This is a genomic window from Aestuariivivens insulae, from assembly GCF_022662195.1.
Taxonomy (GTDB): domain Bacteria; phylum Bacteroidota; class Bacteroidia; order Flavobacteriales; family Flavobacteriaceae; genus Aestuariivivens; species Aestuariivivens insulae.
The window spans coordinates 462,778-476,383 of sequence record NZ_JAKMCS010000001.1 but is presented as its reverse complement, the minus strand read 5'-3'; the positions used below and the strand labels follow the sequence as shown (position 1 = coordinate 476,383).

9 protein-coding genes are annotated in these 13,606 nt (G+C 36.7%); 1 reads left to right on the top strand and 8 read right to left on the bottom strand.

Going from position 1 to position 13,606, the window contains the following annotated elements; all coding sequences use genetic code 11:
- Positions 1-284 precede the first annotated feature (284 nt).
- From MR062_RS01910 to MR062_RS01875, 8 genes are all read right to left on the bottom strand, one after another.
- Positions 285-1,697 carry a RagB/SusD family nutrient uptake outer membrane protein gene (locus MR062_RS01910; RefSeq protein WP_242202368.1) on the bottom strand — a complete coding sequence of 471 codons (1,413 nt, stop codon included), beginning with the start codon at positions 1,695-1,697 and terminating at the stop codon, positions 285-287.
- A 14-nt stretch (positions 1,698-1,711) separates the two neighbouring features.
- Positions 1,712-5,275: a SusC/RagA family TonB-linked outer membrane protein gene (locus MR062_RS01905; RefSeq protein WP_242202366.1), complete on the bottom strand. Its 3,564-nt coding sequence runs from the start codon at positions 5,273-5,275 to the stop codon at positions 1,712-1,714.
- 255 nt (positions 5,276-5,530) lie between these two features.
- Entirely contained in the window at positions 5,531-6,697 is a 1,167-nt protein-coding gene (locus tag MR062_RS01900) for a FecR family protein (RefSeq protein WP_242202365.1), read from the bottom strand.
- A 145-nt stretch (positions 6,698-6,842) separates the two neighbouring features.
- A complete protein-coding gene (locus MR062_RS01895; RefSeq protein WP_242202364.1) occupies positions 6,843-7,409 on the bottom strand; it encodes an RNA polymerase sigma-70 factor in 567 nt (188 codons plus the stop codon).
- 209 nt (positions 7,410-7,618) lie between these two features.
- Positions 7,619-8,641 (bottom strand): UDP-glucose--hexose-1-phosphate uridylyltransferase, encoded by a 1,023-nt coding sequence (locus MR062_RS01890; RefSeq protein WP_242202363.1) that lies wholly within the window; start codon positions 8,639-8,641, stop codon positions 7,619-7,621.
- Between the two features lie 20 nt (positions 8,642-8,661).
- A complete protein-coding gene (gene galK, locus MR062_RS01885; RefSeq protein WP_242202362.1) occupies positions 8,662-9,810 on the bottom strand; it encodes a galactokinase in 1,149 nt (382 codons plus the stop codon).
- A 36-nt stretch (positions 9,811-9,846) separates the two neighbouring features.
- Positions 9,847-10,740 carry an aldose 1-epimerase gene (locus tag MR062_RS01880; protein ID WP_242202360.1) on the bottom strand — a complete coding sequence of 298 codons (894 nt, stop codon included), beginning with the start codon at positions 10,738-10,740 and terminating at the stop codon, positions 9,847-9,849.
- Between the two features lie 9 nt (positions 10,741-10,749).
- A complete protein-coding gene (locus MR062_RS01875) occupies positions 10,750-11,742 on the bottom strand; it encodes a GntR family transcriptional regulator (protein WP_242202358.1) in 993 nt (330 codons plus the stop codon).
- A 152-nt stretch (positions 11,743-11,894) separates the two neighbouring features.
- Here MR062_RS01875 and MR062_RS01870 point away from each other — a divergent pair, with 152 nt between their 5' ends.
- Positions 11,895-13,544, top strand: coding sequence for a sodium/sugar symporter (locus tag MR062_RS01870; RefSeq protein ID WP_242202357.1), 1,650 nt, complete (start codon positions 11,895-11,897; stop codon positions 13,542-13,544).
- Positions 13,545-13,606 lie beyond the last annotated feature (62 nt).

Here is a 13,606-nt window from a genome sequence, read left to right as displayed (position 1 = left end):
TTGACTTATTGAATATCCGTAATCTGTTAAAAAAGTAAATTCCATGTCTGGTCGAGCATTGGTTGAAAAAAATATATTCTCTTTGAAAGTACATTGCAAAGCAAGTAGAAACCTTTTTTTAAATGTATTAAGTCCAACAACCTCTCCGCTGCGCTCGAGGTTGTGACAGCTCTTTTATGACAGATTACAGGCAATCAGTTTTAGATTTGTTCCTTTTAATACTATGCGGTTAACTGGCTTGGAACCCCATTCCTTATTAAGCAAACCAATAGGATAAAAAAACATCAATAATTTAAATTTGGGTTTTGGTCCCTAACCGCCTGTGCAATCTTTACCACATAGCCATCGTCTCCCGGGTTTAACGTGATGGTATTTCCAGTTTCTGGATCTATACGCGTAAAGGCTGGAACAATATCGCCGTATACATGGTATCTCTTTTGGTCATATAGGTTTAGGGACGATCCAGCCAATTCCTTTCGCCTTTCATCCTTTATCATTTGTAAAGTCGTCGCATCGTCTGCATGGATGAGCGGCGTGTAGTTTAATAGCCTGTTTTCCAATAACCTATTCAACACCATAATAGCTCCTGAACCGTTTCCCGTACGCGCTTTAGCTTCGGCATTGGTCAGCATTAACCTAGGCACACTCAAACCATTGCAACGCTCTGAGTTGGCATACATGTATATATAATTTGGCGACACATCCACTCCCGCACTCGAGGTTTGCGTTGCGAACAAATACCACCTTCTATCGTTGTCTTTATCATACAGTGCTTCCAACCCTGGAGCATACAAATGGAAAGGACGGTTAAAAGACCAGTAATTGAATCTGTTCCATATATTTTCTTTATTAAGTGTACTAGAAAACCACAGGCTCCCATTGTTGTATCCTGCCCAAGGGTTTGACGGGTCACTAAAATCCACAGTATTGTAATCGTATAAAAAATTGTACATTCCCAAGGCTGTATTGGAATTATCCACCGCTAGATCAAAGTCGCCCATGTACAGGTTAATCTCTGCTATCAAGGCGTATATAGAAGCTCTACCTGGTCTAAAATTAGCATAGGAATTAATGGCCTGATAATTATCGTCCAATAAGCTAAGTGCCTCATAGAGGTCTGCCAGAATTTGTTGGTATACCACGCCAAGGCTTGAACGCCCTAACTGAGCCTGTAAATCGACCGACAATGGCATGGCCACTCCTGGCTTGTCCGGATTTGTCGAATCATAATGGTGTGCATATTCATTAACCACCAAAAAGTATTCGAATGCCCTTTGCGCCAAGGCCTCGGCCTTAAGGACATTTCGCTTTGAAGGATCGAAATTTCCAGGTTCTGCACCATCCACGGCTTCCAAAATATAGTTCATGGTATGGATATAAAAGTAAAAGTCGTTATAGTCATTATCGGATACGCCAGGTGGAAATATATCGTGTTTCCAAGCGTATGCATTTACACTTGGTGCACTGCTGGAAATGGAGGCAAAACTTACATCGTTATGGTACACATCTGGATCCATATAGCGCACATTGGTCCCTACTGAACGCAGTATGGCATAATTTTGTAACAACTTGTCATATTCCTCCAAGGTCGATGGAATAATATAACCTGTTGGCTCAACATCCAAAAACTCATCGGGGTTTTGGCAAGCCGATAGTATCAAAAATGTTAGCAATGAATATATATATCTTGTTTTCATTGTTTGTCTTTACATTAAAATAACGCCCTTAAACCTAAAGTATAACGTGTTAAGTTAGTATAAGCTTCACTGTTTGGAGCAAGAGGATCCACTCCCAAATCGTTGGCCACCCAAAGGAAAGGATTGGTAACCTGCATGGTTAAACGCAAACTTTTAAAAAACGTTTGGCCCAAAACCTTTTTTGGCATGGTATAACCCAAAATAATATCCTGCACCCTTATGTAATCGCCTTTATGCACATTATGTGTTGATTGGTTCCAAATACGGTGCATGGTAAATGTGTCAAACCTACTTTCAACTTCTCCTGTATTGGGATTCAATCCGTTATAGAATATTTTAGGAACACTTGTAAAGGCTTCATCTCCTGGTTGCATCCAACGCTTGGCCCATTCTTTATGTACTCTAATATTGCTAAAATCAAAGTCATTATTATTATCTGTACCAAATCCGGTTGAGGCATAATTATATGACATTCTAAATACAAAATCTGCCTGATAGTTCATGTTTACTGTAAGGTCTAGCCCTTTGTAATTTAAGGTAGTAGATAGACCTCCATAATGTTTAGGTGTTCTATGTCCTGTATATTTTAACTCTTCAATAGTTATATTATCCCGCCATGATCTTGTATTCCCCTCTAAATCATACAACAGCACCTCTCCATTACTGTCCAACCCTGCAAAATTATAGGCATAAGTTGCACTTATTGGTTTGCCTTCTACAAATGCAATATCAATTGTGTATGCATCTGCTGATGACGTATTATTAAGATTAGCTTTAGTTAAGGTATTCTTATTGTAATTAAAATTAGCTCTTACCGACCATTCAAAGGCTTTGGCACGAATAAGATCTGCATTTAATTGCAGCTCTACCCCCTTGTTTTCTATATCTGCATAGTTAACACGTGCGGCTGTCCAGCCCACAGTAGGATCTAAGGCCCTTGAGGTATAAACATCACTGCTTTTTTTAATATAATAATCTATACCACCAGACACCCTATTATTAAAAAAGGCAAAATCTAATCCCACATTGGTGGTAGCCGTCTCCTCCCATTTTAAATCGGGGTTAGCTGGCTGTCTTAATACTAAACCATTATATTGATTTCCCCAATATATGTTTCGAACAAATGCCGCTGCATGTGGATAGACTCCTTCAAGACTATTGCCTCCCAGTCCATAAGTTAGCCTGAGCTTTAAACGATCCAACCAATTAACATTCTCCAAGAATGGCTCTTTAGCCATATCCCATGCCATACCGCTAGACCACAACGGTTTATATCTAAAATCTGGGTTACTACCAAAAATATTGGCCTGGTCTATCCTAAAACTGCCATTAAGGGTATATTTTCTTTTAAATGTATACCCTAAATTAGAAAAGACACTTACAAATCTATTGTCTTGGTTGTTTACATCAAAAACAAGGGTATTACTAAAATACCTATCGAAACTCTCCCCTGCCCAATTCGTTATTCTACGGCCAATTAAATCGACCTCATTAATTGGCAGGTATGATGTTGACTCCTTATCATAACCAAATTTTCTGTTTCGTGAAAATTCATTAAAGCTTCTAGAGTATTCACCACCAGCAAATACGGTTAATAGATGATCATTCCAAATTTTATCCCAAATGACAGTGTTTTTAAAGACCCATCCCTTGGCATAGGTACGTTCCTGTAAATACTCCGCTCCTAGCGGTATCCCGTACTGATAGTTTCCTGTATCTGGATCGAATACATAATGATCGTTCACCGTATTGCGCCATGATGGCATATTCATGGACTTAAAGGCATCCAAGTCATTGGTATTTCGTTCGTATCTAAATGAGCTACTCACCACCAAATCTTTAAGCACTTCTATATCCAATTTAAAATCGGCCCTTATATCGACAAGTGTACTGCTATTATCTATATTCCGTTGCTCCTCTAATACATTGTATGTATAGGGCACCCCTAGTTGTGCCTCTCGGTCTTGGGACAACCAAGGATTCCAACTGTAATATTTTTGAACATACTGCCCATTTTCATCAACCAGCTGATCATAGGGCTGGGCCAATTGCACCAACCTAATAGGTTCCAGACCATACTGAGCGGTTAAATAATTATCTTTTTCGTTCCTTAAAACGGCAGCCATTCCTGCTGTAAACGATACTTTATCATTAAATTCATAAGTGTTGCGAAGATTCATGGTAATGCGGTCATTGGCATCACCAATTAACTGCCCCAATTTATCCACATAAGATAATGAACCAAAAAAAGCATTTTTCTCTCCTCCTCCTGAAATAGATAGGTTATATGTTGTTTGCAAGGCACTCCTTAAAAGATATTTTTCCCAGTCTTTATCTATGTTTCTTTGTTTAAGTGCGTTAATATAGTTATCAAATGTGTTTTGTGACCATACGATACCGTCTGGTGCCAATCCATTTCTATACAGATAGGCTAAGTGTAGATCGTTGATACTATTTGGGCTACTAGCTAATCCATTTAAGTTAGTCCACCTTTTTTCTATAAATTCTTGATCCAATGCAATCTCTTGAGTTGTTGTCATTAGATTCAAGTTACTTAAATCCACTTTTTCTTCCATTTCAGTAAAAGCTGAAAAATCAACTCGCATAGGACTGTTTTTCCCGCCTCGCTTGGTAACGATGACCACAACACCGTTAGCTGCCCTTGAACCCCAAATGGAAGAAGCCGAGGCATCTTTTAAAACCGTAACCGTTTCTACATCTTCTGGGTTAATAGATTCTATGTTATCCTGATCTGCCATTGGAAAACCATCTATAACAATTAGTGGCCTGGCATATATTCCCACAATACTATTCCTACCTCTAATCTCAAAGGAACCCACAAATCTCGGATCTGAATTTAAACCTGCTGTTTGACCAAAAATACGATCAATGATATTGGTCTTACTTGGACGTTGTTGTAATTGAGCTACACCAACCTGCTCGTAAGCCCCTGCCGTTCTCGCCTTTAAAAGTTTTTGGTACCCAGTAACAACAACTTCTTGTAAAACATTTACATTTTCTGTTAATATGACATCTACATTAGAAAAATAAGATAGATCGGCAACTGCCAATGTCTTAGTATGAAACCCTATAAAAGAAAATTCTAGTATTGCATTTTTTGAAACAGATATGCTATAACTCCCGGAAAAGTCTGATGCAACACCATTACTTGTTTCCTTCTCCAGAACAGTTACTCCTATAAGCTCAAGACCATTAGTATCAAGCACTTTACCGGTTATGGTTACCTTATCTTGTGTTGCACTTTCTGTAAGCTCATTTTTCTTTATTAAAATGGTATTGTTCTCATTGAGTTCAAACCTTAGGTTACTATTCTGTAAACTTTTCTTTAGAAGATCGATGATTAAAATTTCTCCTTTTTCCAGTTGCACATTAGGGGCATTCTCAAACAGTTTCTTCGGAAAAATAAAATGGTAATTACTCTGTTGTTGAATAATCTTGAACACTTCATCGACAGGAATTGATTGGTCTTGGTCTATAATTATTTTCTCCTGCGCATGCGACACTTTGGTCCCCAAACCAAAGAACAAAATACATAATAGGCACATAATTACTCTCATAACACGTCAAGAACAACCACTTTCTGACAACAGCAGCGATTGGTTAATTAAATTTTCATAAATTTGTCCTGTGTTAATTAGATAATTATTTAATTAGTACATACAAGAGGGAGAAAGTTGTTACACGGCCAAATGTTAAACTTCACTCCCTTTTTTCATTTGCTAATTTTTATTGTTTTAACGGACTCATGTAACCTTTGATGATTAAAATAATGATTCATGGCATGTTTAAAGATTATATTAATCATGTTGGTTTCATTCAATAATTATTTTTTTCTCACGGAATTCGTAGTTTTTAATTACTTCCAATTCTTTTAAGTTTTTCAATATATCTTCAATCTTCTCATGCTTACCCAAGGTCCCGAAAAACAACTCACTCTCAACAGATTTATTCTTAAACTCCACATCAAAATCATACCATCTGGATAGTACCACCATAATTTCTTTTAACGATTTATTATCGAAACGAAAGAGACCTTCTTTCCAAGATATTTCATGAATAACATCGACTTCATTAAACGTGATTGTATTGGTATTTCTATTTAAAACAGACTGTTGATTGGGCAGTAAAACATGGTCTTTTCCCTGATACTTAATATTTACCTTGCCTTCTACTAAAGTGGTGGTCACCTTAGACTCGTTATTATAAGCCTTAACATTGAACTCGGTTCCCAACACTTCTATTTCATGATTATTATTGGCCACCAAGAATGTAGACCCTTTATGCGCCGTGCTGGGTGACACCTTAAAATAAGCTTCACCATACAACAACTCGACCATGCGCTTTTGACCATCCACAAAGGTTTCTGGATATTTTAGTTTGGTTTCAGAGTTTAACCAAACTTGGGTCCCATCTGAAAGTTTTACAAAAAATTGACCTCCACGGGGAATAGTTAGGTAATTATATGCTGTTTCCGTTTTTTCAGTGTCTCTATTGGTGTAAATTAATTCTTCTCCATTACTCTCCACATTATCCAAAGCAAATTGTTCTCCTTTTTGAAGGATGATATTAGAACCATCCCCTCTGGTTAATATGGCTTTATTGGTTCCTATTCCAATACTGGTATTAACGATGGTATCGCCCTGGGAGTTCTTTAGGCCATCTCTATTCATCAATGTATAAACAGCAACAAAGGCAATCACTGATGCCGCTACGGCATATTTTAAAAACCTTGATTTGAATAAAGAAATCACTTTTGGCCCTTTGGCGACCTCATCGTCTTTAATCGCCCCTAGAATATTAACCAGCATACGGTCTTTTATAACATGCTCCGGTCCTAAAGCCTCAACCCATTCGTTTTCCTTTTGAAAACTCTCATAATAGTTTATGAGCAATTTCAACTCGTCTGCGGTTGTTTCTCCATCTAGATATCTTTCAATCAATCTCTGAAAAAACTTTATGTTCAATTCGTTATTATCCATTCAAATATTTTAAAAGAGGCCGATATATCCTTTTAGTCTAAAATAAACAGACAATCCCCTATAAAAAAATAAAAAATCGTCTTTTTATTTAAACACAAAGAAAAACATGAATATTTGAAATAAAAAATGTGTAATTTGAAGAAAATCAATATATCATACACAACATTTCTACACAAAACGAATACCCTAAAGAAGACTTTAAAATTTTAAGCGCTAAAGTAATATGGTTCTCAACGGTCTTTGTAGAAATACCTAGTCTTTCAGCTATTTCTTTATGACTAAGCTGTTCATTTCTGCTCAAAACATATACTTCTTGACATCGCTTAGGCAAAGTGTTTACTATAGTGTCTATTTGCATCACCAATTCGTCGTGCATTATTTTTGTCTCCGGCGTGGCATACTGAAATCTATCGTTTAAGCCTTCGAACAATTCTACACGCTGTACTTTATTTTTTTTGAATTCATTGAACACTTTGTACCTCACACAGGCATAGAGGTAGGATTTTAGAGAAATCTTTATTTCCAATTTCTCCCTCCCTCTCCACAAGTCAATGAATATGTCTTGTATAATCTCTTCACATAGCTCCTTATCTTTTAAAAGGTTATAGGAAGATATAAATAGTGGCTTCCAATAACGATCATATAGAAGTGTTAAAGACACTTTATCGTCTTTTTTAAGGCGCTTTAATATTTCATTATCTGTAATATCCATATAACAGCACAGAGCTTCATGCTTTCAATTTACTTCAAAAATAAACAAATAGCATAGTTTTTCACCGTTTAAGGATAAATTTGTAATTATTAATTTATTCATAGGTTTATACCAATTAAACATTTGCACACCAACAAAAAAAATAACCCATCACCAATCTTTAAAAGAAAGGTAACGGGTTATTACTGACTAACTCAAAAATCTGATAACTAAATCAAAGCCTTTATTCTTTGTGCTGCTGTTTCGGCAGTAATATCGCGTTGTGGTGATCCAAACATTTCATAGCCTACCATAAATTTCTTAACGGTGGCACTTCGCAACAATGGTGGGTAAAAACTCATGTGCCAATGCCAATGGGCATTATCCCCGGCATTAGTAGGAGCTTGGTGTATACCACTGGAATATGGGAATGAAGTATTGAACAACTTATCGTATGCTTTAGTTAATACTGAAATAGCTTCGGCATAAAGTAAAGTCTCCTTGTCATCCATTTCCAAAATACTGGACTGATGTTTTTTAGGAACTACCATAGCTTCAAATGGCCATACGGCCCAAAACGGAATTAAAACCACAAATGCATCGTTCTGGAAAATAATGCGTTCTTCCTTTTCCAGTTCTTGCTTTAGGTAATCGCCCAACAAACTACTGTTGTTGGTTTTATAGTAGTTTAGTTGCTGTGTATTTTTTTTATCAACTTCGTTAGGAAGTGTAGACTGGCTCCAAATTTGCCCATGGGGGTGTGGATTGCTACAGCCCATTACGGCACCTTTATTTTCAAATATCTGTACGTAGTTGATTAATTCGTTTTCACCAAGTGCCTTATATTCCTTTTGCCAGGCCAAAACCACTTTTTCAATTTCGTTGGGTGACATATCGGCCAAACTTTTAGAGTGATCCGGACTAAAACAAACCACTTTACAAATACCGATTTCACTTTGTGCTTTTAATAAGCCTTCTTCCAGTTGAAATGAAGGTGAATCACTTTGTAAGGCTGCAAAATCGTTAGTAAAAATAAAAACGTCTTCGTATTTAGGGTTGATCTCTCCATTAATCCTAGTATTTCCTGCACATAAATAACACGTTTCATCATAGGCGGGTCTTTTTTCATTAGACACCGCTTCATTTTGTCCTTGCCAAGGTCGTTTGGCACGATGGGGTGATACCAAAACCCACTCTCCTGTTAAAATATTGAATCGTTTATGTGAATAATCCTGTAAATCTGTATTGTTCATCTCTTAATCCCCTTTTAATATTATTTAACAATGTGAGTTCCTTCAGAAAGTGCTATAAAATAAACCGAACAGGATTTACCAAAAGCCTTTTCATAAGCCTTGGAAACCGTTTCGGCAAAAGTATTGGCCGCTGTTTTTTCTATCAAATTGATGGTACAGCCACCAAAACCACCGCCCATCATTCTCGCTCCTAAAACCTGCTTATTTAACTTAGCCTGCTCTACAAGAAAGTCCAGCTCTTCACAACTTACTTTATATTGTTTTGACAAACCATTATGTGACCCATAAATTAAATTTCCGAGGGTTTCCAAATCACCATCTTCTATAGCCTTGGATGCCATAATGGCCCTATTGTTTTCTTCAATAACAAATAGTGCCTTTTGGTAATTCTCTGGTGTTACTTTATCCTTTATAGTTTCCAAATCTATAATCGTAGCGTCCCTTAACGCCTTAATACCCAATAATTCTGCAATGCTTTCGCAAGCCGAACGCCTATCATTATAGGCACTATCGGACAGACTGTGCTTTACATTGGTATTGATGAGCATCAACTGGTGGTCTTTAAAATCTATTTTATAAGGTTTGGATTCCACAGTTCTGCAATCCAAAAGCAAAGCATGGTCTTTTTTACCAAACATACTGGCATATTGATCCATAATGCCACATTTCACACCAACGTAATTGTGTTCTGCCTTTTGTGAAATAAGTATCATCTCATGTTTGGTCAACCCTAAATTGAAAAGTTCATTTAAACCAAACACCACACTATTTTCTAATGCCGCAGACGATGACATGCCTGCTCCACTTGGTATATCGCCCTTAAAAACAATATTAAAGTTACCAATAACCTTATTTCTATTTTGAATTTCGGCCACTACACCCAAAACATAATTCTCCCAACTTCCTTGTGCTTGTGGCTTTAGTTGATCTAATTGAAACTCAATATGCCCGTCCATATCCAAAGCATGAGCCGATGAATATTGCGCATCGCTTTTCTGTATTGCGGCAGCTATACCTTTGTCTACGGCTGCCGGAAAGACAAAGCCATCATTATAATCGGTATGCTCGCCTATTATATTAATTCGTCCAGGTGAAAAAATAAGCAATGGCTCTACTCCATAGTTTTCTATGAATACATTTTTAACCTCACTAAGCATCTGTTCTTTCATCTATTAATATTTAATGGTTTTATGTTGTGATGTAATCTAGTGGTCTTCTTTTATTTTCAAGCGCCATTCCATATTATGGGCTTCATTGGGTTGCAAAATTTGTAACCCAATCTTATTATTCAAACTATCAGATACTCCTGTAGTAGGTTCTATAGCAATGGTATTCGTTTTTGGCGGTGTATATAACTGTAAATAATTATTGTCTCCCGTTGCATTGAACTGCAAATGGTATTTTGGCGTCTTGAAAACCACCTCATCTGAATTTAAAATCCAACAATCATCAAGCTGCTGATCTTTAATTTTTAGGGGCGACTCTGTATTCGTTTTTTCAACACCTTTAGTGATATTGCCTTCTCCCAGAACTATTTTTTGGGAGCTGTCCATTTGTATTTCGCTTTCATACAGGTTATCACTACAAAAGTAAGGGTGCCAACCTAGCGTAAATGGAAACGCTTTGGAACTTGTATTTTTAACAATTACACCTAAACTTAAGCCCTCTTGACTAAAAACATATTTTAATTGAATATGATAAGTATACGGAAATCCTACAGACGCATTGGTTTCATTATACTCCAATATTAGTGTAGCAGAATTCACATCAACTTGACCATCAACCACACTAAAGGTTTTATTGTAAACCAAACCGTGCAACGCATTATGTTCTTCTCTTTGATTGGCTTCTAGTTGATACGTGTCTCCTTCAAAAGTATAAACTCCCCCTTTAACCCTATTGGCAAAGGGAAACAAAATGGAAGACGCATAAGTATTGGCATAAGTTAACGGGGACAGATCCTGAATGATGGCTTGTCCGCTTAGCGTTAATTCCTGAAGACTTGCTCCTTCATCTAAATAGATCTTAGCATATAACTTTTTATTAGGGCTTTCTACCTCTAATACATTTGATACTTTATTATGATTTACACTATACATTCAAAAAATTTATAAAGAATTTCTAATAATTAAATTATTGGGGTTCACTACTTGCTCATGTTCTTTGTTGCATATCATTTCTGCCAATCGCCTGCCCATAGCATTAAAATCTGTTGATATAGTTGTTATACCGCCTTCTACAATTTCTTTAAGCAAGGTATCGTTATAAGAGATAACCCCCACATCTTTTGCTAACGATAAATTATACTTTTTAAGCGCCTTGATAGTATACAACAGGTCTTTGTCGTCTGGAATAATATATACCTCGCCCTGCTTTGGCATAAGGTGCTTAGCTGTATCTATTACTGAACTAGCAAATCCATTTACATCGCAAAAACGTTTAAATCCCCTTAACATACCCATTGGTTGTTTATCTTGGGAAAAAACCAATATCAACCTATTATACTTATTGATAAGATTTGATAAGTTAGTAAGGTTTTTAAACATATCATCTTCGAAATTTTGATATATGGCTGCATATGCATTTAAATCGGCATGCATTTGGTCTAAAATATATACTCTATCCGCAGGCAAATTCTTTATCACAGTATTGGTATCTGGCAAATTAGCAGGCATTATCACATAATTATTATATGCTCCAATATTGTCATTAATCAATTTAGCAAAGAGTTCCTTGTTGAAGTGATGAAAGAAAATATCAACATGAACGTTGTCTCCCAGGTGATCCAAAAATGAATTGTATAAGTCTTCCTTAAACGAATTCAACTCATCAAAAAGCAAAAATATATTTTGATCAACATGAATAGCCTCACTAGAAACAAAGTACCCCTTCCCCACAACCGATTGTATGATACCCCGGTTTTTTAATTCATTAAATGCCATTAAAACCGTATCCCGTGATAAAGAGTGCAAAGCCTTAACCTCATTAATAGAAGGTATTCTATCCCCCTTTTTAAGCACACCTGTAGCTATAGCATCTTCAATTGAACTAACAATTTGCTTGTACTTTGCTTTACCTACATTACTCTTTATGGATATCATAACGGTTACAAAGATATAATATTTTTTTTAAAACCCTACCACTCCCTACTAGTTTGTTTTTTTTAACACTAAGTTTAAATTTTAATTTATATATTTGGCTTTTTTATATCCATATTTTTATGGATTTCAACTAACTAAATACTTATTAAACTATGACATCTGGATTTCACGAATGGGATTATGTTGTATTCATTGCTTACGCCATTTTAATATTGGGCGTAGGACTTTGGGTTTCAAGAGACAAAAAAGGGCATCAAAAAAATGCCGAAGATTATTTTTTAGCGAGTAAGTCATTGCCCTGGTGGGCCATTGGTGCTTCATTAATAGCCGCCAATATCTCTGCCGAACAATTTATAGGCATGTCCGGCTCGGGCTTCGCCTCTGGTTTGGCCATAGCCTCTTACGAGTGGATGGCAGCCATAACCTTAATTATAGTAGGTAAATACTTTTTGCCCATTTTTATTGAAAAAGGGCTTTATACCATTCCCGAATTTGTTGAAAAAAGATATTCTACCAACCTAAAAACCATATTGGCTGTATTCTGGATCGCTCTTTATGTGTTTGTTAACCTTACTACGGTTTTATATTTGGGGGCACTAGCCTTAGAAACCATTATGGGAATCCCTCTAATATATGGTGTTATGGGATTGGCACTATTCGCAGCGGCTTACTCCCTTTATGGGGGACTATCGGCTGTAGCATGGACCGATGTTATCCAAGTGGTCTTTTTGGTTATGGGTGGTTTGGTAACTACTTATTTAGCCTTGAATACTGTATCTGGAGGACACGGTTTTGTTGCTGGTCTCAATACGGTTTTCGAAGCTGTTCCAGAACGCTTTGAAATGATCCTGGACAAATCTAACCCAGAATACAAAAACCTACCTGGTCTAGGTGTATTAGTTGGGGGTATGTGGGTCGCCAATCTATACTATTGGGGCTTCAACCAATATATTATCCAAAGGACACTGGCTGCCAAATCTTTAAGAGAGGCCCAAAAGGGTATTTTATTGGCTGCATTTTTAAAGCTGGTCATTCCTTTAATTGTTGTTATTCCTGGAATTGCTGCTTATGTAATCATTAACGATCCTGAATTAATGGCAAGCTTGGGCGAAGTAGCTACTAGAAACATACCATCTTTAGAACAGGCCGACAAAGCCTATCCTTGGTTATTACAATTCTTACCAACAGGCCTAAAAGGTGTTGCCTTTGCAGCCCTGGCTGCTGCAATTGTATCATCTTTGGCATCGATGTTAAATTCAACATCCACCATTTTCACCATGGATATATACAAACAGTATATCAACAAAACTGCAGGTGATAAAGCTACAGTAAATATGGGGCGTATTTCTGCATTCGTTGCATTGGTCATTGCATGTATTATGGCGCCTCTTTTAGGAAATTTAGATCAGGCATTCCTGTTCATACAAGAATATACAGGCGTGGTAAGTCCAGGTATATTGGCCGTATTCTTACTTGGTTTGTTCTGGAAGAAAACAACAAACAAAGCCGCCATTGTTGGTGCTTTGTCTTCAATTCCAATTGCCATGTACTTTAAGGTAGCTCCTAAAGGATGGTCTACCTCTCCATTTTTTGTTGATGTTCCTTTTATGGACCAAATGGGATACACCTTGTTATTAACCATGATTGTAATTGCTATTTATAGTTATATGCAACATAAAGGAGCCGATGACGATAAAGGGATCCCTATCACTAAGGCACTGTTCAAAACATCGCCAATATTCAATATTGGTTCGTTTGCAGTATTACTTATACTAACCGTATTGTATGCCATGTTTTGGTAAATCAATAACAACACATATTAGACAAGAGCCTTATAAGACTATTTATAAGGCTCTTTTTTTAT